The organism is Pseudobdellovibrionaceae bacterium (assembly GCA_020635075.1).
Classification (GTDB): Bacteria; Bdellovibrionota; Bdellovibrionia; order Bdellovibrionales; family UBA1609; genus JADZEO01.
In genome coordinates this window covers 86,877-109,424 of sequence record JACKAM010000001.1, presented here as the reverse complement: position 1 = coordinate 109,424, position 22,548 = coordinate 86,877, and the positions used below count along the sequence as shown (strand labels likewise).

Here is a 22,548-nt window from a genome sequence, read left to right as displayed (position 1 = left end):
GGTTTTCCGGACTCCCAGCCTGAATTAATGTGAGAGGTCGGGTTCATGTGTACTGCCTTCAAGCTGGCCCCCTAATTGTTGGTCCACAAGATCCTTTATCAGTGACGTCGGTCCTTTGCCGACCATTCTCCGCAAATCCTCACGCGCCTATCGGCCGCGGGCGCAGGAGGCTGAGTGACGGCGGAGGATTCGGATTTCCGGGAATGGCTCGGCAATCGGACCTATCCCCGGACAACCGCAGCCCACGGTTTTGTGGACCAACAACTAAGGAGGCCAGCTCATCAGTTTCATCGGTCTTTGGTTTCGGGCTTTTCCTTCTCGGAGGTCCACAAAATGGGGCCGTCATAGAAGCGACTTGGGTCGCAGGGAATTCTAGTCCAAGGGCAGATTGCAATAGAACATAAAAACAAAATCCCAACTGGAACCCAAAACCAAAACGAATCGACATAGCCCTCGTACAACATTTCATCAATCTTGGTTGGATACAGGAATCTCACCACCAAAACAAAAACCACTATGATAAAAATCAGCACGGCAGCGTCAATCCGTCTTTTATCTGATTTGCTTAGGCGGGCTTGACTCTTTCCTCCCTGATTCTTTCCGCTGTAGCCAGGTGGCATAATGTTTGGCATTAAATCTCCTTCTCTCTCCGCCCTGGCGGCACAACCTCAAACCAGAATCCTCGGGTTTGCCCGTTTTTGAATCTCAGTCTGATTTTGTGAAATCCCGGTCCGTCTGAGTCCTCAATCTGGATACCCCCAATAATGTGACCATAACCTTCCCATTCGGGTTTCATCGGCAGCCTGATTCTGTAGGCGACTCCATTACCTGTCTTCCTCACTTCATCAGTCAGCTTAGAACTCTTTAATGTATCAACATTCTTTTGCGTCAAATTACCGGGAATCTGGGACATCTCCTCAACTTCAACCACTGCCACATCGGCACTGGTCCGAAGATACTGCACCCACCTAAAGGCACCACCTGCCCGAAACGGAACTCTTACCGGTTTGCCCTCCAAATATTCGACCAACTCTTGTCCATCAAGCGAGTAGTATGCATTTAATATCTCTATATCCTCAGTAAAGGCCGGATAAAACAGTCCGAGGAGAGCAATGGTTAAAAGGGCAACAAACATAGCTGCTGAGAGATGGGCTTTCTTCACTCCAGTGCTCCATCTTCTATCCACTCTACGATATCCTCTTCAAGAATTTGACAGTCCCTTGCCCAGGATTCCTCAGAGCAAGTCCTTTCTAAAGAACTCAGCAACTTTAGCAGTGAGCCCAATTCCAAAAGAGGTTCTTTGCCCCTTTTCTCAAAGCCAGATAGCGCTTCCTCAAATATCCAAGCGGCTTTGTATGCCTCAATTGACTTAAGTGAAACGGGATCGGCTGTTATTTGATGAAGGATATCAAAAAGGCCTATCATTTTCTTTCCAAAGGCCGCCCGACCAGACAGAGCTGCCAATTGAAATCCAGGATTACCCATTGGCGGATTTTCTACGGTATATCCCTCTCCACCCACATAGTCCTGCATTTCCGAAAGCATTTGCGGAAGCCCTTCACAACTAACATTGCAGAGATCCACATGGTCGATCTGAGACTTGTATAAAACCATGATCCTAGAGATGTCCTCATATTGTTGTTCGGCCTTGCGCCGCCCACCCTCGAACTCTGCGTCTTCCTCAGGTTTCTTTTGGTCATTCACTTCTGCGCCTTGTCCACTAGACGCCCTATCTAGGCTTTTCTTTGGTGGCTCGACACGCCACCGGTCAATGACAGGCTGTTCAACCGGTGTGAACTGAGGAGTTTTGAGTGCAGTTCTCACTTTTGGCAAAAGTGAATAGACTTTTACTAGGTTTATCGTGATCACGATAGTAACCAGCAAAGTCAGTGCGAGAAGACCTATTCCTATCCACCTCAGAGCCCTTTTCATTACCTACCTTACTCTGCAAAGATTGGATGGAAACAACGCTTCATAGGGACCTCTTAAAGGCACTTTATGAAAAAATAGTTTTCTTTCTATTACAATCTCACCATCTTTTGGATTAAGCATACAAACAGACTCAAAACAATCGGCCTCACTAGACCTTAGTCTCTTAGACACTAGTTATAAATCGATATAGTATAGTCCGTACAAGGGCCTGGCTACAACAGATCTATCACAAGAGTTTAAGCGCCAGGCGTATTTTCTGGATGCATGGAATTCAAAGAGACACTTAACTCAATTCCTGACAATGGAGGGTTTCTTGAAAACGACCTGGGAGTTCCACGACTCTGAAATCAACAAGGTCATTGAGGATAAGAATCAGCTCAGAATGTTAATCTCAGCGATCGTCTATCATGATCGTGAAGACCCAAAGGGTTTGCCTGTATGTACTCAAAATGTCCAATTGAGTGTTTCCGGATGGAACCGAAAGGGCAAAACTCAGAACTACCCAGCTTCGATCTCAGCGGGAAGCATTTTGGTCTCTTCCAATAAATATGAAGGTGAGGTCCCTATTCCACTAAAAGAGTCTGGAGATATTTTGATCAATCTTTTGATGGCCGACTCCGGGGACACTCTAATCATCTCTGGTACGGCAATCTCAATTATTCCAATTGGCCCAGAAGAATTTCTTGATTACTACCCAAGGGATTGAAAACATAACCAGTGTTGCGGAAAGATCCCCTATGAACAAAAAGCGACTTGTATTTTTGCCCTATGATATCGCCAAAGCACTTCCATTATTCATAATTGGAGTTTTCGTATATCCACAAATATTTACGCCTTTGATTGCCTCCCTTTCTCTGGGGCTGGTGTTATATTCTATCTATCTGTTGGGCTTTTGGAAGTGCCCCAGATGCAAACAAAGGTTTTTCTCTTTAAGACCAAAGTTTTACAAACGAGAGTGTAGCAAATGTGGGTACGATTTGGGTGACGAAGATTAACAGCCAGGCGAACGTTTTGGAAGCATTGATTCAGAATATACGCCTGGTATCTAAACTCTAGCAACGGAACAGAGGCTGTACCCTGAGCGAAACAAGAAGGGAACTATCGAAGTGGGCAATTGTTTTCATGTTTGGCGCCTCCTCTTGTGCCTCTCTTTCAATTGAAAGCCGGTCCATTGACTCTCAGACATATCTTAAATCGCGACTGGGAGAAAGTATCCAGAGGATCCAGGAAAGAGACCACTTTGCACTCAGGTACTGCCCTGATAACACCTGTGATGAAATTGCCTTTGATCACATGACCCCCGAACCCGTAGCATGGGATGTTCTACTTGCCTTTCTGACACTCAAGTCGTCATATTACGTTTTAAGAGATTTCAAAACTGAGGCTGTTTCCAAGGCCATTCCTAATCTTACTAACAGATACCAGGTGACTGAGGCACCCAAGGCTGATTTTTCTGGAGCTGACATCTATGATACACTTAAGCAAAGTTACAAATTCACTGTGTACTTTGTTCGATTTGACGAGAATCACGTGTCACGAATCATAAGCCCAGAGAACTAGCCAAGTTAAAAGTGCCAGGCCTATTATATTGGATGCAGGGTTGCGCAAAAAACTTTTTGCAGCGGACTCTTGACGCCATTTTCGAGTTTGTTAGCAACCTTCCAGTCGGTTCAAATCCTGATTTTGGTTTTTCCTTCAAACTCTCGTCCAAAACTCCTTACCGCCTTTGCTCGTGTGTCTCCCAGGCGATTTGATTGGCATTTGGCAAGACCCGAAAAAGTGCATTCAAAAACCCATGTTATAAGATCTCAACTCGTCACGAGGGGGGATCGAATTTGAATCAGCAGAAAGACTTTGAGAAGCACTTGCCACAAAAGATTCGCGACATTCACCATAGAGCCCAACAGGCGTCAGCGAAATACAAGACGGCCGAAATTGAGCTGATCAATATACTAGATGAGGTTGAGCAAAATAGAGTTTTCCTTCGCTACGGCTGTAATTCTCTCTTTCAATATGGGGTTCAATGTCTGGGACTCTCTGACAGCGTGGTCTATACCCTGATTGCTGTGACCCGCAAATCACGCGAGGTGCCGGAGCTTAAAAATGAAATCAAGGAGGGCCGGCTTACGGTTTCTAAGGCTAAGCGCATTGCGTCCGTGATAACCAAAGAGAACAAAAACCACTGGATTGAAATGGCTAAAACCTCCACTCAATCGAAAGTTGAGCGGGAGGTGTCGAAGGTCAATCCTCAAGAGGCGCGAAAAGGGAGAATGACCTATATCCACCCACAAAACGAGATTCAGGAGAAGGTCATTGTTCAGCAGCAGCCGACCGCAGTTCGAGTGCAACTTCAGGTGGGGATCTCAGAAAAACTGATGATCAAGATTCGCCGAGTTCAAGACCTAGTCAGTGACAAATCTCAAAAGCCAGCAAGTTTGGAACAGGCTCTGGAGTCAATAGTAGAACTGTTTTTAGAAAAACACGATCCCGTCAAAAAGGCCGAACGGCAATTTCTCCGTGGAAAGCTCTCCGGCAAAAACGGGTCTCCTGCCAACCGGGGTCGCGACAGCCAAAGTTCAACCGAAAATTCTGTGACCCAAGTGAGCCCGGTACAATCCTTAAGGAGAGTTCCCGAAATGCCTGCGTCAAGCGAAGGGACGACGGAAAAAGCCCTAAACACGAGCCCATCCGGAGATAGAATCGCCGCTACGGACAACAAATCCCCTGGGAGGGAGACCCGGGACGAAAAGATCATCATCACAAATAATATAGAAAAAGAAGGAGACAAGGTACCTAGGGAGCTTTTGCATGGATCAAATGATAACCGACCTGGACGAAGGAAGATTCCTGCGGCGACAAAACACCGAGTGATGATCAAATTTGCTGGCCAATGTGGCCATGTGAGCCACAAGGGCGACCGGTGTCGGGAGACAAGATTTCTGGAAATCCACCACCTAAAGCCGGTCTCTCAGGGTGGGAGCAATCACCTGGAAAACCTCACTCTCCTTTGTTCGGGGCATCACCAGGCCCAGCATCTGAATGGTGTTTAATAGCCCAGAACAATTTCTCGTTAATCTACCCAGCAATACGATGCCCAAATACTTTTCAAAAAAATGGCCCCTTTGGATGCTGGGTGGCCACGAATAGGACCTGGCACCCTATCTAAATGTTTCCTGGACGGGAAAGGGCAGCTCTCAATGAGTCGGGTGGTCGCGTTCCCAGTGAGCGAAAATCGAGTTCGGCTTGGTGCTGCGCTCTGAGAGAGAGCGCTGCTGCCGGACGTATGTCTGAAGATTTTTGCTCAGCTGGGAAAAGCGAGCAGAGACTCATGGACTGATCAATTTCGAATTCATAGAGAGGAAACGGATCAGAAACTAAGACTGGTTCCCAAAGACCACTGCGAAACCCGATCGTCGAAGACTAGGACTTCAACTCCCCACGGGTTTTCTAGCTTTTGCCCGTGACTGTAGCCTAAGGACAGGCTCCAGTTTTTGAGGGGTTGAAAATTCAAAGAGGCGGCCCAACTGTAGAAATGGGTGGGTGGGTTGGTAACCCCTAATGTCCTGGTGGAGTTTTCAAACTGCACCTTTTCGTAAAAGACCTGCTGGACGGAGGCTGACGAAATCAAGCTAAGTTTCTCGTGAAAATTCAAAGCCAGGCCAGCCGCCGCACCCACAGAATACCGGGTCAAGGGCCGTCCGCCGCCACTGCCCTCGTAGGTGGGCGTGGTGGTGTAGCGGTTCACGTGATAGCGCACATTTGGCGATAAACTTAGGCCGATTTTCTTATCTATAAAACTACGCGAAAACTTGCCAGCAGCACTGAGGCGAGTGAGCTGATCCACACGCCTTGAGGCTTCCGACACAGGTACCGTGGCGCCCAAGCTTCCGCTGACACCAATGCCAGCAAACCAGTCCTTGGTGATCACACCACTCAATCCCAATGAGGTGTCGTTGGCCTGCCATTCCGACTCACCGGGAATGACTCGATAAAGTTTGGTGACGGATTGGCCAACAGACATCGTCATGCCGTATTTGAATTTGTAAGCCGCCGACAGGATCAGCATGGAGGTGGGGTCCACGTCTTCGTAGAATCCGCCGTAGTGTTCAGCACCAATGCTGCCCGACCAGGGACCACTGTCTTCTTCCTCTTTCTTTTCGTCCGTCAATTTGGCTTTGCTGCTGCCACCACTGGAAGGCATGGGGGACAAAGGTGGCAAGGGAAGGGCCGCCACTTCATACTGTTGGGCTCGGCGCCTGGCGCGCGCTTTCTTCTTTTTCTTACGGCGCAGGGCTTCGAGTCGCTTTTCTTTGGCCAGTTGTTCGGCAGACTTCTTTCCTTCAATTGCCATCTTTGACGGCTGACTGGACAATAGATTTTCCCCCCCACGGCTGAAATCGGCCCAAGCCAGGGCCAGGCCGACCATCAGCAATGTGATCATCCGCCAGAGCAACCGCCCTGGCTGATTCTTTCGGGTTGGGGGACGCAGGTTTGTCCTGATCATCACTCAGCCATTCTCCTTACTGACACTGATCGGGTACAACACCCCGAGTGAGTAAGTTGTAGAGAATATACAGTTCGCGCACGTCAGCCTTACCTGTGGCCATGCTCTCGCCTAGGCGCTTATCTGAATCCTCCATGTTGGAGATCAGGGTAAAGGCGTAGCGATTTTTCTCTTCACCGGCCACATAGAAGTCACCGCCGACCTCCACCACACCGATGCGGCTGGTGGAATCCCGGAAGTAGCGGTCGGTTAAGCCTTCTCCCAAACTGGCCAAAGGCAACAACTCCAAATTCAATCGGTCCTTCACCAGACTGGTCGAGCTTTGGAAGTTGTCCACATCAATGCCAAATCGAGATTTCATGGACTCAGGCTTATAACAAGAAAACCTCATGCGGTTAATGAACTCCGGGTTATTGAGATTCACGTAGTTGTAAGCGTTAAGCGCATACAACACACGCGAGAATCCGATAAACCAGGGCTCCATCGCATAGCGCACGGTCAAGTTGCTCTCAAAGATTTCCTCCACCATGTTGCGGTCACCTAAGCGGTTCATCATGCTCAGGTAAGAGGCATAAGGCGCATAGTAGTTGGGGTTGTACAAGAATGTTTGATCACCCATCAAAAACAAGGTGGCAAAGATCTTGTCCCAAATGATACCCAAGGCCTTCACTTCACCGGTCCAGTCCTCATATTTGGTTTTCCAATCACGGTCGGCTGAACTTTGCTGAATGACCGAATCGTAAAAAGCCATGCTCAGTTTGACCGACTGCTTGAGGTCTTCGGAGATGTCCTCATAGATGGCACCGATGGCCTCGTCCTTATATAAGGCTGTAGTTCCATCTGCCCCTCTCAGGCGACTGAGTTTCTCCTGAACGTTGTTCACGTTAAAGGCCGTCTGCCACATCATCAGAGGCTTCTTCATCTGGAACATGGTGTAGAACATGTTAGAAGCGTAATACCAGGTGTTCCAGTAGGCTCTCTCGTTACGATAGTTCAACAGCCAGTAGCGGTCCTCGTAGTCTTCGATCAAACTCATAGTCACTTCTGATGGCGTGGATCCCTGGTCAAAAGCGTTACACATGGCATTTAGGATGCGGTGCTCATCTGTACAATAGAGGTAATGGGTCTTGTTCACCTTGGACAAGTCCACAGCACCACCCGTTGCCGAAAAGATGAGGGCGGCTTCATCGTAGAGTTCCCAATTGTGATCGCCATGCATTTCGTCTTTAAGGGTCAGGTAGTCCATGACTGAACTACTGGTGGCGACAAACTTGGAATTCTGTCCATCGCTACGTACCTGACGGAAATTCTTTTTATCCACAGAACCATAGAAATTGTGACGAAGTCCCAAAGTGTGTCCAAACTCATGGATTAGGACACGATAAATAATAGTCCGTAAAACTTCATCGTCGCTCTTACCGTCCATCATCATATCGGTGGCACCAGCCAAAGCAGCCTCAACCGAGTACACGGTGGAATCCCGCTCATGCATTCCGGGTTTAGCAACCTGCCTCAGGCCCTCCTGAATCACATCCTTCATGCTACCCATGATTTCAGGTCCTAGGCCCGCCCAGCGAGGTCCCATGGATTTGGTGGCCAAATCCTGCACCCGACTAAGGCTGTCGAATTTAAAGAGCTTGGTTCCCAACATGTCTGCCGGATTCGACTTGCTCTCACCAGCTTGGGACAATCCCGGAAAGGGCGACTGGGTGAACTGAGCCCAGCCCGGATAACCATAGGTGAATTTCTTGAGCAGATAATCAAAGGCCTGACCCGAGCGAGTCGAAGGATTCAGTTTTGCCGCCGTCGCCGTCCACTTGGTTGGGTCTTCTTCCTTCAGACGGGCTTTGAGCTTTTGGAAAATACTACTCTTGTCGAACTTGCCTTTTTCACGCTCCAAACGTTCGCGCAGGACTTTGAGATAGTACTTCACACCACCCGTCCATAAAATGATGTTACCCGCTAAGGTCTCACCAGTCAGAGGGTTGGCGTCTGAAGGGCCATAGCCAAAGGGGGATCCATCATCCAGAGTCTCAACTACTTTGATAAAACTGTAACGGCCATCACCAAACTTCTTGGTACCATCATTATTGTCCAAAACCTGAAAGCAAAGCCCCTGGGTACAAGAGTGGTCCTTAGGGTTGTAGTTGTTGAGCTTGTGTTTTCCATACAAAGCATTGGTTTTGACAATGATGTCACGAAACAAGGGTTTATAGACTTCTGGGAAGTCCTTATCAAAATAATAGGTGTGAGATTTCTTAGGATCCCAGCGGTTCATCAGGAATGTGTTGGAGTAGCGACCATCTTTGGCCAAGCCCTCTTTGACGGTGCGGAAGTAACCATATTTGGCCAAGAGAGGATCATCCTCGCCCGTGTACACATAGGGCTGAAAACCACTAGAAGGCTTCACGCGGACAAATGAGTACTTATACTGAACTGAAAATGTAAAATCACTGCGATGGTGACGGCGGGTACTCATGTTGCACAAGGAGTTCTGCTGGTAATCCACACCAATTGTGAAGCTGATGTAGTCCTCAGTGATTTCCCGGGAGTCCTCGACCAAATAGGCAGCCTTCTTCTGCCAACAGCGGAAGGTGGTCGCCCAATCCAAGGAGTAAGGAAAGGTGGCCGCCTCTGAGATATTGGCCTGGGCCCAATCGAGAGTAAAAAAGTTCTTACGCTCCCAATTGAGATAGGGGTCTTCCTGCTCCTGATTGGTGACCTTGCCATCGGATTCGGCCAGGCGTTTTTCCGAGTGGGTCACATCCCACTCGTTAATCACTTCAGGAAGCCTGTTAACCTTGCTCTTGTAAGGCAAGATGGCGTTGAAAAACTTCAGCTTGTCCCTGGTGAATTCAAAATAGCCGACTTTGAGGTCACTCTGAAAGCCAGTAAACACAAAGCCCGAGTTCGAACTGGTGTTCACCACTGTGACTTTGGCCGCCCAATACTTGGCTGAGTTGGCACCTGTCGCCGCCTGCAGCACACTGGGGGCGCCAGTAAAGACTTGCTTAGACATACGATCGCCTTCGGGATCAGGAAGCTTCATGACCGGACGGTCCTTGGCGCAGCTAACCAGCAAACTTAAAACGACAAGGACAATGGGAGTTACATACGACTTTTTCATTGGCCACCTCCCCTCAAGACCTTCTCTGAGGCCTTAGGATCCGGCTTCTTATAAATGACGACTTTATCCAATTCGCGGCTGATAAATCTCAACTGGGTGTTCTGCCGGGGGAAATAAACAGCCGAGCGCAAACCCTGAGCCGCTGAGTCCACGGGAGCCTCAAAAATACAGGATTTAAATGCCAGGTACTTATCCTCCAGAGCCAAGGATTCAGATGAAAGCTCTTTAAACTTCCATTGGAGCTGGCCCACACTTGGACTCTCCACTCGTTCAATCCAGCCTTTCTCTTCCGCTTGTTTGCGAATCTGCTCCAAACGCTCCATCAGGGCTGTGCGCCGAGCGTTGGTTGTGGTCGACATAGGCTCTGGCACATCCAAGCCTCTCAGGTCGGCAAGTAGCTCACTGGTTTCTTTGTCCAGCTTGCGCCTCAACTGAGCCAGCTGCTTGGAGTCGTCCGCCCGCTTAATGGCGGAGGGAATGCTCTCCACCACCGAACCTGTTTTTGCTGCGCCAAATACATCCAGATCGTAGGCACCAAAGGGCAGGGCAAAACCAGGAATCTCACATAAGCCCATCACGCTGTTATAGAGCGAGTCTGATGCCAAAATAATGATTTCAAAGGCCTCATACGAAACACCATCAATATTAGTTGTTCCGAGCGCCTGCCCGCCAATATTGACGATGGAACCGACTTTGATGAGAAACATGGGCTGATAGTAGATCTTGGTCTCAGAGCCCTCACGGTACATCACCGGCTGCTCACCGTTGGGATTGTAATCGACCCGCATCTCTAACCATCCACGGGTGGGATGTTGATATCTCAGTGTGGCGGTCTGCCTTTCCTCATCTTTATCCTTAATATAGGCGATTTCACCCAGGCCAACTCCCGCCAGCCTTTGGCTTCCCGCCATCCAGACCTTTTGTCCCTCTTCAATTGCTAAACGTTCAAACTCGCTATCGATCATGCCGTAGCCAATGGACAGAAGGCCCGATTGCTCATCCATATTGTAGCCAAGGCTAAAGCCAAAACCCGTCTTCTGGTTGTAACGGATCACCCCGCCTCCAACAGCACGGCCGGGACGGTTTTCGTGAGCGCCTTCAACCATGCTAATGACGACTTCGTCTTCGCTCTTTTGTTTATTCATTTCCTGTTCGGTGAATTGAACCAGAGCTTTAATCAGAGCCAATTGTTTTTTGGCATCACCGGGGAAAATCTTCTGATTTTCACCAATCACATAGTTGCCATCACCAGGGCTTGCTGACTCCTCTGCCAGCTTAATCTGTACCTGGTCTCCAGCCCGGGGTTGAACGACAATCTTTTTGCCGTTCATGCGGAACTGACCTTGAAATTCAGTATCAAAAGACACATTCACCAAAGGATCATCGGCCTCGGGTTGGCGGTCCTCTTTACCAAATTTATCGCGTAGAAAGATAATCCCCATACCGCGAAGAATTTTTCCGAAGATGCGCGTTCCAACCACATAACGTTTGTCGTCTTCCAAACCAGACTTAGCCAGAACTTCGCCAAAGGGCGTACCTAAAGCGATGCGATCCAGGACTTCACCTTGGGCGCCCAGAACTTCTATTTCGCCTTTCAGAAGTTCCACTCGACCCTCAAGGCCCATGGGCTCAGAGCTGACCTGAATGATGATGGTGCCCAGGGCTTTCCGACCATCGTTACTAAAGCGCAAAACCACGCCTGGCATATTGAAGTCAAAGGACTTATTGTCTTCAGCGGCTGATATGTAACAAGTCTGATCGGCCAAGCAATGAGAGTCCGAGCCTGTATTCTTAAGTTGACGGTAGATAGCCTCAATAAAAGCCTGGGCCTTTGGATCATGATCCACCGGACCTGTTCCAAAAAATGAAGCCAGCTCAGTTCCGATTTTCACCGCACCATAGGGTGAGGGTAAATTCACTGGCCCAAGGTACCCACCAACGATGATCATTCCCACCGGAGTGCGAGGTTGATCCGGACGCCACAAAATACACAGTCCTTCTCGATAGTAGAGGCAACCAATTGAGGTCAATCGACCCTTGCTCAAACGAAACTCCGCCTCTTCGTAAGTGGTGGTCAGAGAGACTCCGGCAGCACCCTCGCCCAACACGATGGGCAGCATACTGTTCTGGCGAACCCGGGCGTCCATTTCCTCTTGAGTCTCCTCCCCTCGCTCTCCGGAAAGAAGCCCGGCATTGGGGCTCGAGGGAGGTCCGATCAACTGCTCCAGGGTCAGGCGACTGGGGTCCACCTTGCCTTGGTCAGGAGTCTGAGTCTGGTACTGTTTAGGGGATTTAGAGCAAGCTATGCCTGCGCCCATGACAGCAAGGACAAAGATTGTCAGAACAACGCGATTCATAGAGTTCCCTTAGTTATGTATTCCGTTCGAATTCGATTTGAGAGCACAGGTGGCTCCCCTTCCACTTTGACTGGCCTGAATCTTCAACAAATATGCCAGGCCTGTGCCCCCGATTGGCGCCTAAGCCTTTAATTTTACGGAATAAAATTATTCCGCCTGGACTTCAAAAAAGACTTGAATGACGTTTTTGGTCAGGCGCCCCAGGTGTTGAATCCCAAGGCCAAGTGGGGTTATCACTTGGCCTTGCACATAAGGGAGCCATCATGAGCACACACAAACTTATTTTACTTCGTCACGGACAGAGCACATGGAACCAGGAAAACCGCTTCACCGGATGGACGGATGTGGACCTCACCGATCAAGGAAGGCAGGAGGCCAAGGCCGCGGGACAATTGCTCAAACAAGAAGGTTACGAGTTTGATGTGGCCTACACATCGGTATTGAGGCGCGCCATCCACACTCTGTGGTCCGTGCTCACAGAAACTGGACAGGAGTGGCTCCCGGTTATTCGCCACTGGCGCCTTAACGAACGTCACTATGGCGACCTGCAAGGACTCAACAAGGTGGAGACCGCGGAAAAATTCGGCGAGGACCAAGTTTTTGTTTGGCGACGAAGTTTCGATATTCCACCTGAGGCACTAAAAGAATCAGACCCACGCCATCCCAAGCATGATCGTCGCTATGCCGGTGTGACCCCTGGGGACCTGCCTGCCACTGAAGCACTCAAGCAGTGCCAGGACCGAGTTCTCCCCTATTGGGATCAAGAAATCGCTCCAGTCATTAAAGCCGGTAAGCGCGTCCTTATCGTTGCTCACGGCAACAGCTTGCGCGCTCTGGTGAAGCACCTGGACGGGATTTCCGATGATGAAATCACCCAGCTTAATATCCCCACTGGAATTCCTTTGGTTTATGAGCTTGACGACAAGCTCAAGCCCATCAAAAACTACTACCTGGGTGACCCGGAAGCGGCGGAACGAGCCGCCCAAGCCGTGGCCAATCAGGCCAAAAAGTAAGAGGACCCGAAGCCAAACCAGGGAGGGGCAAGCGATGGGGAAGTTCAGAATTCACTGGGCCGCAAATGGCCTGGGGCTTTTTTTTATTCTTCTGACATTTTCGCCGACAGGTGCCGCTGCTCCAGCCAAGGCTCTTTACTTGGGCGGGGGAATGCTGAACTACAACCTGACCCGCACCACCACCAGCGACAATGCCTCTTCCAGTTTTTTGGGGCCCATGTTTTATCCTCTGCAGGCCCGCACTTTTTGGAACTTTCATAGCGATCTCATTATGGCTCCCCGCTTTGCCTATACTCTCTTGCCTCGCGAAGCCCAAGATGGAGCGGCCGATACCACTATTATGTTGTTTTCCTTCCCCCTTCTTTCCCCTTTAGGTGCCGGTGGTTCCGGAGGCTGGGATTGGACTTACGGTCTCGGCTTGATGTTCTACCAAGTTAAAGGAAAAGGGGGGCTGGTCACTCTCAACAATGGCACCAGCACTTCGCAGTTTGCCCGCCCGGGGCGCGACACCACGGCTCGCAATATGACCTGGGAGATGGGTATGGCCTACACCTCTGCGGACTCTAAGTGGCGTACAGAGATTGAAGCCCTATTTGTGAGTCTCCTCACCGAGAGGCGTTCTTATTCCTTGATGGTCACGGTCAATTATCAAGTTGGTGGAGGTTATTGAAATGAAGTTGCGATACACCTTTCTAAAACGGGCCCCCTTAATTGTTGAACCACAAAATCCTTTATCAGTGAAGTCGGTCCTTTGCCGACCATCCTCCGCAAATCCTCACGCACCTTTTCGGCCGCAGGCTCGTCTTCGGACTGCGTCAGCTTTGCCGCCGCAGTTCGTTCGGCTGAGCCTACTCCCTTCGGTCGCTCAGCCTCCTGCCCTGCGCGACGGTGAGGATTCGGATTTACGGGAATGGCTCGGCAGTCGGACCTATTCCCGGACAAAGACAGCGCACTGTTTTGTGGTTCAACAATTAAGGAGGCCCGTTCTTACCATATTGATCACAGTGGCTATGTTGTGTCTTGCTCCTTCGGCCCAGGGGTTTACCCTCAGTATTACTGATCCAAATCTTAAGGGTTTTAGCGGCAAGTCCCTCAACATTTTGTTAAATCCCACCAATTGCCCGGCCGGGATTGAGGACAATATTGAAACCGCCATTGATTTATGGAACTCGGTTCCCACCTCCCGTCTGGAAATCAAGATGGGCGGCACGACCTCGACCACAGCCGCCAGCCTGAGATTTTTCTCCTTCCCTGAAACGGCGATCATTGCCTGTTCCACGGACTTTGCGACAGATTCAGCCAGCTCAGCCGGGACCGGCGGATGCACGGGCACCTGTTTGGATGTCGTTCCAGCCGGAACCCGTAGCACCACCCTTGGTACAGGCCGGATGCAAAAGGCCTTTATTGTCGTCAATATGAACGCGGCTGCTGGGGGAAATTTCGGCCTCAAATCGACGACAGAACGCGAGATAACCATTGCCCATGAAATGGGCCATCTGATTGGACTCGGCCACACAGAAGAGGTGGCCGCCCTCATGCATTTTTCAATAGCCGCCAAAACCAACCTCAACCTCCATCAGGACGACATTGATGGCATTACCTACCTCTATGGTCGGGATGAGCTGGGGGGGGACCCCTTGCTGGGCTGTGGCCGTTTTCAAGGTCCTCTCTCACCCTCCGGACCATCCGGGGGCCTGGTGATATTGCTTATTTTCCCTGTCATCTTGTGGACTTGGGTAAGATCTCGAAAAAATGCCCGGTACCTGTAGGAAGCACCACACAAAGACTTTTCATTTCGGTTGTCCCCTTGAGACCAGTCGTGTTATTTCTGTTCCCGTATATAAGACACGCTTCTAAGGGATCCAGGGGCAATTCCGCCCAGTCCTCTTAAGTGGCACCCAGGCTGAGGAGGCATTAATGGGCAAGAAACTCTATGTTGGAAATCTGAGCTACCAAACTACTGACCAAGATCTTTCTGATCTTTTCTCTCAGTGCGGTACTGTTGACTCCGCTCGCATCATCACTGATCGCGACTCTGGAAGAAGCAAAGGCTTCGGTTTCGTGGAAATGTCGACTGACGAAGAAGCATCTTCTGCAATCGAAAAATTTAACGGCCAAGAGTATGGCGGTCGTAGCCTAACTGTTAACGAGGCTCGTCCTCCGCAACCCCGCAACAGCTTTGGTGGCGGAGGCGGCGGTGGCCGTCGTGGTGGTCGCCACTAATTTTCGCTAGAAAACGGAAATCAAAAGCCCAGCTCGACGAGCTGGGCTTTTTTTTGGTTTTCCGACTCAGAACTAAAATGTCGTCAGATCAACGATTTGGTCTACGCCCAAAGTTTTGTCGGCCCGCAATTGAAAATACAGATCCAACTTATCGCGAACTTTGGCCACCACTCCCATTCCAAGTTTGGGCGGCTCAATGCCAAAGTGTTTGAACTTGCTATAAATCAAACCATTGGCCACAACTCCATGGCCATTTCTCACCATTTCCACCTGAGCCGAGACAGGATAGGCCTTTCCCGCAATGGTGAGCTTCCCCTCCAGGGTGAAGCTCTTTGACTTCAGCAGTTCCTCCCACTTGGACTGAGGCCAACTGCTGGTACGAAAGACCATATCTTTGTGTTTCTCTGCCTTAAGGATTTTCGCCACATCTCTATCCCGTTCACTTTCGCCCGACTCAAAAGACTTGGTGGGCACCCGCAATTCAAAGTAATACTGCCCTCCCACTTCCGGGATGATCTGAGAACTGACACTACAATTCTTCCCCACCACATCTACCGTGCGCACAAGAAAAAAGGTCTTACGTGTCTTGTAGGCCACGCAATGGCCCTCATCGGGGAATAGTGGGTCGGCGGCACTTTCCAAAAGGGGAGAAAAAAAGAACATGGATAGGATGAGTGAGAGTAAGGGTTTTGGCATTTTCATGGATTGAGCTTAGCAACGGGGTAAAAAAAAAGGAAGGCCAGGGCCTTCCTTCTTTGTATTTCGAACCAACCTGATTAATTGGTCTCTTTGGCGTCTGCCTTCTGCTTTTGTTCCATGTCGAACTTACGAGATGCGAGAGCCGCATCACAAATCTCCAACTTCTCGTTGTATTCGTCCTCTCTCTTGTTCAGAACCCGCTTGTAGCCGTTGAAGCGCTTAATGCGGTCTTTGAGGAACTCCTCGGAGACGGCAACAATCTTGTCCTTCTCATCGACGCCGATTTCGAACTCATCTTCCTTGTCCGTCACCCGGTCAATGGGCTCAGTCCACTTCAACTTGCCATCGCCGCCATACTCCTTTGAGGTGAGTTTGAGTCGACATTGCTTAAGGGCGCCATAAAGACCTTCGGAGCCATACTTCCTATTGCCGTAGACTCGATCCTCGAGTTCGTAGACCTGATTCTGCAAGCGGCGCAGCTCTTCGTTCATCATGGTCTTGCGCTGGACAACCAAGTTACCATCCTTGATTCCTACGGATTCATCGCCGCTCACTGCAGACTTCTTCTCCATTTCAGTTTCGATTTTCTTCGCCTTGTGAGGGTTGGACGCACAACCCGCAAATAAAGCCAAGGTTCCCATTCCTAACAAAATATTACGCAGACTCTTCATGGTTCACCTCCAGGTGCTGCGTTGACTTCAGTTTGTCATTATGCCGAGGCTCATTTTGCCGGGGAAGCCCTTTTTACTCCCATAATACTCAGCATTATCTCATTGAGATTCTTTCAGGAATGGATAATGCCTGAGGGCTTGACAGAATCATTTGCAAGGCCTGGACAAAGGTTTTCCTTCCTTCCCCAGTTTGTTTATGATGGAAACCAACAAAGGATGGCCTATGGAACTCACTCCCCAGATTTTACAGCAGCAGAAATCCTTTTTTCGCAGTGGCAAAACCCTGCCCCTGTCCTTTCGCCTGGAACAGTTGAGCAAATTGGAGCGCATGATTCGCGTCAGCGAAAATAAGATCCTCGCCGCGGTTAAGGCTGATTTGGGCAAACCGGCCCTTGAGGCCTGGACCTCTGAGATCGCCATGGTATTGGAAGAAATCGACGTGATGAAAAAGAAGCTCAGCTCCTGGGCGAAACCGCGAAGCGTAAGTCTTCCACTGGCCCTTCAGCCGGCCAATGCTCAGCTTCGACCTGACCCCTACGGCCAGGTGCTCATCATGTCACCCTGGAATTATCCTTTCCAGCTACTCGTCCTACCAGCGGTGGGTGCTATGGCTGCGGGAAACGTCTTAACTCTTAAGCCTTCAGAGTTTGCCCCTCATACTTCCAAACTCATCGCCGATCTGTTTCAGGACAATTTCCCCAGCGAGTACATCCAGGTCGTCGAGGGGGAACTGGAAGTGAACAAACAACTTCTGGCCCATAATTTCGACTACATCTTTTTCACCGGTAGTCCACAAGTTGGAAAAATCGTCATGACGGCGGCCGCCCAACATCTAACTCCCGTTACCCTTGAATTGGGTGGCAAAAGCCCCTGCCTCGTCGATCGTGCGGTCAACATTAAGGTTGCCGGCCGAAGGATTGCCTGGGGCAAGTTTTTTAACACTGGGCAGACCTGCGTGGCCCCTGACTATTTGCTGGTTCACAAATCTGTTCGTAAAGAAATGCAACACGCGATTGTCGACGCAATTGAGGAGTTTTATGGCAAAGATGCCAAACAAAGCCCCGACTACGGCCGCATTATCACCAACCGCCACTATGATCGGTTAGTAGGTTATCTCAAGGACGGAGAGATTCTATACGGAGGTCAGTTTGATTCAGACCAAAAGTACCTTTCACCCACATTGTTGATCAACCCCAAGATCGACTCACCGGTCATGACCGAGGAAATATTTGGACCCATTCTACCCATCGTCGAATATGAACACTTGAGAGAGGCCCTCGAAATCATTGACCGCCAACCAAATCCGTTGGCCCTCTATCTTTTTACCACTGACAAAAGTGTGGAAAAGACCGTACTTGAATCGGTGGCTTTCGGAGGCGGATGCGTCAACGACTGCATTGTTCATTTGGCCACCAGCCAACTTCCTTTTGGCGGCATCGGCAACAGCGGCATGGGCCGCTATCACGGCAAATACAGCTTTGAGACCTTCAGTCACATGAAGGCTGTTCTTAAAAAACCCACCTGGAGCGATCCCAAGTTTCGCTACCCGCCCTACAAAGACAACCTCAAGTGGTTCCGCTTCTTGCTGGATTAACAGTTAAAGCAAAAGAAGGGCCCGCTCTCGGCCGTTGGTGGCTTCGACGAAGGAGTTTTTGCGGGTTTCGCGCACAACCAGGAAGGCGAATTTGTCGCCCCAGGCTTGGCGCATGAGTTGACTCCATTTTTCGGTGAGGATTTCGCCTGAAGTGTTACCGACAATTTCGTTAAGAAATGTCTGATTAAAGGGTTTGATCAAAACCCGCTCCACATCTTGCTGGAATTCATCTCTTTTCATTACCAAACCGGTCTCGGAATCCACTTCACCTTGCGCCGTTACTTCGATCGTATACTCGTGGCCATGCATCGAGGCACATTTGTTGTAGAGGCGCCGGTTTTCTTCCATGGACAAATCAGGGTTGTGATGGCGATGAACACATTGAATGCGGAAGGCCTGGGTCAATAACAAAGGAAACCCTGACCCCTCACAACCGACCCACAGATTCTTATCTTGTCGCAAACGCGTTCCGACCAGCTGCAAGGCCGGCCTCAGTTTACCCACTCGCTGGTCAATCCGCCGAAACAATTCACTCACCATGTTTTCCGGAGTCGGATTGAGGGCTTTGAATTTTGGTTCTGAGTCATTGAGAAAACTGTGGTCCCAATCTTGAACCACCTCTCTAAGCATAGCGTCGAAATCCTCCTCTGACAGAATCCATCCCGTCTCGGGATCAGGGCTGCCCTCAATAGATGCGGACAACTCAAAATTAAAGCCACACCCGCCCCCTCCGCCCGCAGGCCCAAAGGCCCGCCAATTTGCTTCAGGGGAAAATTCATGGTGGCTGCATCTGACAGCTGAGCTAAAAAAGACTCGATGGCTTTTCCTAATCTTCACAAACACTCTCTTACCACCTCGTCGCCTTGCAACCAACTCCCCCAGATGAGGATGCTACGCGCCATATCCTTTTATTCACCCCCCGCCCACGCCCGTGCTAGACTGCCTTCCGCAACTCACTAACATCTTTATTGTGACGAGGTGACCTTTATGGAAAAGGTTTGGCTTAAGAACTACCCGCAAAATGTTTCGCCTGAAATCAATGTCGGCAAATTCAAAAGCATCAACGAAATGTTTGAAGAGAGTTGCAGAAAGTTCGGACCTCGGCTGGCCTTCGCCAACATGGGATCAAATCTGACTTTTGAAGAACTCGATGAGATGTCGGCCGACTTTGCCTCTTTCCTCATCAACCACGCCGGCCTGAAAAAGGGCGACCGAGTTGCCATCCAAATGCCCAACACACTTCAATATCCGGTCGTAATGTTCGGCGCACTTCGCGCTGGTCTGGTGGTGGTGAACACCAATCCACTCTATACCACCCGTGAAATGAAGCACCAATTTAACGACAGCGGTGCCAAAGCCATTATCATCCTCGCCAATTTCGCTCACCAACTGGAAGAGATCATCAACGAAACTGAAATTGAAACCGTGGTCGTCACTCAACTGGGAGATCTCTTGGGTTGGCCCAAGTCCCTGTTAGTCAATAGTGTCGTCAGGTACTTGAAAAAAATGGTCCCCGCTTACAACCTCCCAAAGGCCTATTCATTTTATGAGGCTCTTGACTTGGGGGCCGAGAAGAAATTCAATCCTGAAATTTGCCAGCCGGATGATTTGGCATTTCTGCAATACACGGGTGGCACCACGGGTGTTTCTAAGGGAGCCATGCTGACCCACCGAAATATTCTCGCCAACATGATGCAAATTGCTGAGTGGATGAAGCCCCGACTGGTGGAGGGCGAAGAAGTGGTGATCACGGCTCTGCCGCTTTATCATATCTTTTCTCTCACCGTGAACTGCCTGACCTTGATGTACTACGGTGGCACTAATGTCCTAATCACCAACCCCAAAGACATTGATGCATTTATTAAATTATTGAAGAGCACTCGTTTTACTGTCTTCACCGGGGTGAACACTCTGTTTAACGCCCTTATGAATCATCCTGACTTTGACCAAATCAACTTCAAATCGGTAAAGGTCAGTGTCGCTGGCGGAATGGCCTTGCAAAAGGCGGTGTCCGTCGAATGGCTAAAACGAACAAAGACACCGGTGGTGGAAGGATATGGCCTGACCGAATCTTCACCTGTGGCTAGCTGCAATCCCATTGATGGAACGGACCGGGTCGGCACGATTGGCCTGCCTATCCCTAACACTGAAATTAAAGTCTGCGATGAAAACGGCGAACCTCTACCCCAGGGGCACACAGGGGAATTGGTGATTTATGGTCCTCAAGTAATGAAGGGCTACTGGCAAAGGCCTGACGAAACTGCCAAGGTAATTTTGCCCGATGGCGGATTGAAGACAGGGGACATCGCCGTCATGGACGAAGACGGCTTCTTTAAAATCGTTGACCGCCTTAAAGACATGATTTTGGTTTCGGGCTTCAATGTATATCCAAATGAAATTGAAGACGTGGTGGCCTCCCATGCTAAGGTTTTGGAAGTTGCAGCTGTCGGCATCCGTGATGACAAGTCCGGCGAGTCGGTTAAGATCTTTGTAGTCAAAAAGGATACATCTTTGACACCCGAAGAGCTGCTGGATTATTGCCGGGAGAATCTCGTGGCTTACAAAGTTCCCAAGCATATTGAATTCCGCGAAGAACTGCCAAAAACAAATGTTGGTAAAATCCTTCGCCGTGCTTTGCGCGACGAGCCCGCCGCCCATCCATAATATATAGATAAAAGTTCTACAGCTCCTCATTCCCCCTGGCGAAACATGCCATTGACAGGTGTCAAAAAAATCCCCGGAAAGAAGGAGCTTAAAACTAACCAGCTTCTTTACACCCTGGTCCCCGCTTTGCAATTCGGTTCTGTGGGGTTCATTGGCGGTTAACTTTTTTAAGTTAAGCTCTGTGCGGAGTTAACGCCAAAGAAAAATCTTCTTAGGAGGAGGAAAAACAAATGAATACGAAGGCTCTCTCTATTATAGGGGGCCTTGCAATGGTCCTGTGGTCATGTCATTCCGGGTTTGACAGCAACCAAGAAACAAATAGCAACGACGGCGCATCGACCGCCCAAAATGTCGATCAACTGAACTCTGGCGTTACAAATCAGGCTCCAAAGATTTCATGCCAGATCACCAATACCAACAATACCAGTCAAAAGCGCAGCATCAACACGATTGGCGAACAAGACACCTTCTTTAGTGGTTACCCACAAGAAGGCGATACGGTCCGTTTTGATTGTTCTGCCACCGAGGATGAAGGCAGCTCCGTCAGTTTCTTTATCGATACTGACTATGATGCCCAAAGTCCGGACTTTAAGCCTTTTGGCTTTGATCTCACGTTAGCTGCTGGTAATAAAACCATGGCCCTAAAGGCTGTTGATGAACATGGTCTCGCTTCAGTCAAGACTTTCGCCATCAACGCCCAATGTGCCAATGGAGCCAAGCCCGTGGTCAACGCCTCAATGGTGGCGATCACCGCTGAAAGCAAACACAACTTTTACACCTTTAGCGTTCCAAATGGGGCGGTTTCAGGTGGTTCGGGATTCCAGTTCGCCTGGGATTTCAACGGCGATGGAGTTTTTGATCCCTTTGATCTCAACTCTAGTGCCGGAGCCATTTGGAATGAATCTCCAGTTTCGCAAGGGATTTATAGCGTGTTTGCCTCAGCTGGATCGCATCGACGAGTGGCCTTACTACGGGTACGTAACAGCTGTAATATGGAGTCCGACACTGTTCAGGTGGAAATGGCGGATGAACTTCCAAACATCGCCCGAACACCTGAGTCACAAGCAGTCAAAAAGGGCTACTACTACTTACAGTCTGACATCGGATCCGAGTCTGTTACGACAACAGCATCTCCCTCTCTCAAGCAGCGCGTAAACGGACCTTTCCTAGGAACCTGGTACCCAGGTGATAAGGAAAAGAGAGTGATCTGCTCCTATAATTTTGAGAAACTAGCGCAGAAAGCATCATTCACGATTCAAGGACTCAACTGGTACACGGGTGGCCTGCAGATGGATTCAGGCAACCAGTTTATTCATGGCATGGAAATACGGGTTAACAATATACCCGATAACGGCAGTTCAGCGTCCCAAACTTATACCCAGGCTGATGGGGTCCAACTCCATTCAGCAAGTTACCGAGTCTCAGCCGGCGATGACGGTATTACGCACGAAAATTACAACCGCATCGACCAGGCCTGTACCATCGAAATCACGGTTCAGCGTGATGAAGGTGTCATGCCGTGTTCCAGTAATTCAGACAAGGTTGAGTTCACACCCACAACTGCGACCATCATATTGGGTGAGTTCCAGTGCCCGACTCTGACAAACTCCTCCACGAGCAAATCGGTCAGCGCCCGAAATGGCAAGTTCTACTGTGAAGTTGCACCAGTTGACCAATGTGTTGGAGCGGGTGGTCCTTGTGTCGATGGAATTTGTAGTGGAGGTGGTGGAATACCAGCTATTCCTCAATAACCTGCAGATTCTA

19 protein-coding genes are annotated in these 22,548 nt (G+C 49.7%); 10 read left to right on the top strand and 9 right to left on the bottom strand.

Annotated elements, in window-relative coordinates; genetic code table 11:
• Positions 1 to 287: 287 nt before the first annotated feature.
• The 3 genes from H6624_00495 to H6624_00485 are packed head-to-tail and all read right to left on the bottom strand — an operon-like array spanning position 288 to position 1,932.
• Positions 288 to 632 carry a hypothetical protein gene (locus tag H6624_00495; GenBank protein ID MCB9082786.1) on the bottom strand — a complete coding sequence of 115 codons (345 nt, stop codon included), beginning with the start codon at positions 630 to 632 and terminating at the stop codon, positions 288 to 290.
• On the bottom strand, positions 632 to 1,162 hold the full coding sequence (locus tag H6624_00490) for a hypothetical protein (GenBank protein ID MCB9082785.1): 531 nt from the start codon (positions 1,160 to 1,162) through the stop codon (positions 632 to 634). The genes H6624_00495 and H6624_00490 overlap by 1 nt, the downstream gene beginning before the upstream one ends.
• Positions 1,159 to 1,932 carry a hypothetical protein gene (locus tag H6624_00485; GenBank protein MCB9082784.1) on the bottom strand — a complete coding sequence of 258 codons (774 nt, stop codon included), beginning with the start codon at positions 1,930 to 1,932 and terminating at the stop codon, positions 1,159 to 1,161. The genes H6624_00490 and H6624_00485 overlap by 4 nt, the downstream gene beginning before the upstream one ends.
• A gap of 313 nt (positions 1,933 to 2,245) precedes the next feature.
• Here H6624_00485 and H6624_00480 point away from each other — a divergent pair, with 313 nt between their 5' ends.
• From H6624_00480 to H6624_00470, 3 genes are all read left to right on the top strand, one after another.
• Positions 2,246 to 2,638: a hypothetical protein gene (locus tag H6624_00480; protein ID MCB9082783.1), complete on the top strand. Its 393-nt coding sequence runs from the start codon at positions 2,246 to 2,248 to the stop codon at positions 2,636 to 2,638.
• Positions 2,639 to 3,054: 416 nt separating this feature from the next.
• On the top strand, positions 3,055 to 3,492 hold the full coding sequence (locus H6624_00475; GenBank protein MCB9082782.1) for a hypothetical protein: 438 nt from the start codon (positions 3,055 to 3,057) through the stop codon (positions 3,490 to 3,492).
• Positions 3,493 to 3,767: 275 nt separating this feature from the next.
• Complete coding sequence (locus H6624_00470) at positions 3,768 to 4,982, top strand: HNH endonuclease (protein ID MCB9082781.1); 1,215 nt, start codon at positions 3,768 to 3,770, stop codon at positions 4,980 to 4,982.
• A 317-nt stretch (positions 4,983 to 5,299) separates the two neighbouring features.
• Here H6624_00470 and H6624_00465 read toward each other — a convergent pair whose 3' ends face one another.
• From H6624_00465 to H6624_00455, 3 genes are read right to left on the bottom strand one after another with little or no spacing between them, the layout of a single operon-like run.
• Entirely contained in the window at positions 5,300 to 6,439 is a 1,140-nt protein-coding gene (locus H6624_00465) for a hypothetical protein (protein MCB9082780.1), read from the bottom strand.
• A gap of 13 nt (positions 6,440 to 6,452) precedes the next feature.
• Entirely contained in the window at positions 6,453 to 9,563 is a 3,111-nt protein-coding gene (locus H6624_00460) for a zinc-dependent metalloprotease (protein ID MCB9082779.1), read from the bottom strand.
• A complete protein-coding gene (locus H6624_00455; protein MCB9082778.1) occupies positions 9,560 to 11,920 on the bottom strand; it encodes a hypothetical protein in 2,361 nt (786 codons plus the stop codon). Before H6624_00455 ends, H6624_00460 begins: the two co-directional genes overlap by 4 nt.
• 263 nt (positions 11,921 to 12,183) lie before the next feature.
• On the opposite strand from H6624_00455, the gene gpmA reads away from it, so the two are divergent.
• From gpmA to H6624_00435, 4 genes are all read left to right on the top strand, one after another.
• Positions 12,184 to 12,933, top strand: a complete 750-nt coding sequence (gene gpmA / locus H6624_00450) for a 2,3-diphosphoglycerate-dependent phosphoglycerate mutase (GenBank protein ID MCB9082777.1) — start codon at positions 12,184 to 12,186, stop codon at positions 12,931 to 12,933.
• A 34-nt stretch (positions 12,934 to 12,967) separates the two neighbouring features.
• Positions 12,968 to 13,603 carry a hypothetical protein gene (locus H6624_00445; GenBank protein ID MCB9082776.1) on the top strand — a complete coding sequence of 212 codons (636 nt, stop codon included), beginning with the start codon at positions 12,968 to 12,970 and terminating at the stop codon, positions 13,601 to 13,603.
• A 1-nt stretch (position 13,604) separates the two neighbouring features.
• A complete protein-coding gene (locus tag H6624_00440; GenBank protein ID MCB9082775.1) occupies positions 13,605 to 14,702 on the top strand; it encodes a matrixin family metalloprotease in 1,098 nt (365 codons plus the stop codon).
• Between the two features lie 148 nt (positions 14,703 to 14,850).
• Positions 14,851 to 15,156 (top strand): RNA-binding protein, encoded by a 306-nt coding sequence (locus H6624_00435; protein MCB9082774.1) that lies wholly within the window; start codon positions 14,851 to 14,853, stop codon positions 15,154 to 15,156.
• Positions 15,157 to 15,228: 72 nt separating this feature from the next.
• Here the strand turns inward: H6624_00435 and H6624_00430 are convergent, their stop codons facing one another.
• Both H6624_00430 and H6624_00425 read right to left on the bottom strand, forming a co-directional pair.
• Positions 15,229 to 15,753: a YceI family protein gene (locus tag H6624_00430; GenBank protein MCB9082773.1), complete on the bottom strand. Its 525-nt coding sequence runs from the start codon at positions 15,751 to 15,753 to the stop codon at positions 15,229 to 15,231.
• A 179-nt stretch (positions 15,754 to 15,932) separates the two neighbouring features.
• Complete coding sequence (locus H6624_00425) at positions 15,933 to 16,526, bottom strand: hypothetical protein (GenBank protein MCB9082772.1); 594 nt, start codon at positions 16,524 to 16,526, stop codon at positions 15,933 to 15,935.
• A gap of 223 nt (positions 16,527 to 16,749) precedes the next feature.
• On the opposite strand from H6624_00425, the gene H6624_00420 reads away from it, so the two are divergent.
• Complete coding sequence (locus tag H6624_00420; GenBank protein MCB9082771.1) at positions 16,750 to 18,120, top strand: aldehyde dehydrogenase; 1,371 nt, start codon at positions 16,750 to 16,752, stop codon at positions 18,118 to 18,120.
• 3 nt (positions 18,121 to 18,123) lie between these two features.
• Here H6624_00420 and H6624_00415 read toward each other — a convergent pair whose 3' ends face one another.
• Positions 18,124 to 18,957 carry a 6-carboxytetrahydropterin synthase gene (locus H6624_00415; GenBank protein MCB9082770.1) on the bottom strand — a complete coding sequence of 278 codons (834 nt, stop codon included), beginning with the start codon at positions 18,955 to 18,957 and terminating at the stop codon, positions 18,124 to 18,126.
• 150 nt (positions 18,958 to 19,107) lie between these two features.
• On the opposite strand from H6624_00415, the gene H6624_00410 reads away from it, so the two are divergent.
• Positions 19,108 to 20,784, top strand: a complete 1,677-nt coding sequence (locus H6624_00410) for an AMP-binding protein (GenBank protein MCB9082769.1) — start codon at positions 19,108 to 19,110, stop codon at positions 20,782 to 20,784.
• 230 nt (positions 20,785 to 21,014) lie between these two features.
• Complete coding sequence (locus H6624_00405) at positions 21,015 to 22,535, top strand: hypothetical protein (GenBank protein ID MCB9082768.1); 1,521 nt, start codon at positions 21,015 to 21,017, stop codon at positions 22,533 to 22,535.
• Positions 22,536 to 22,548: the final 13 nt, after the last annotated feature.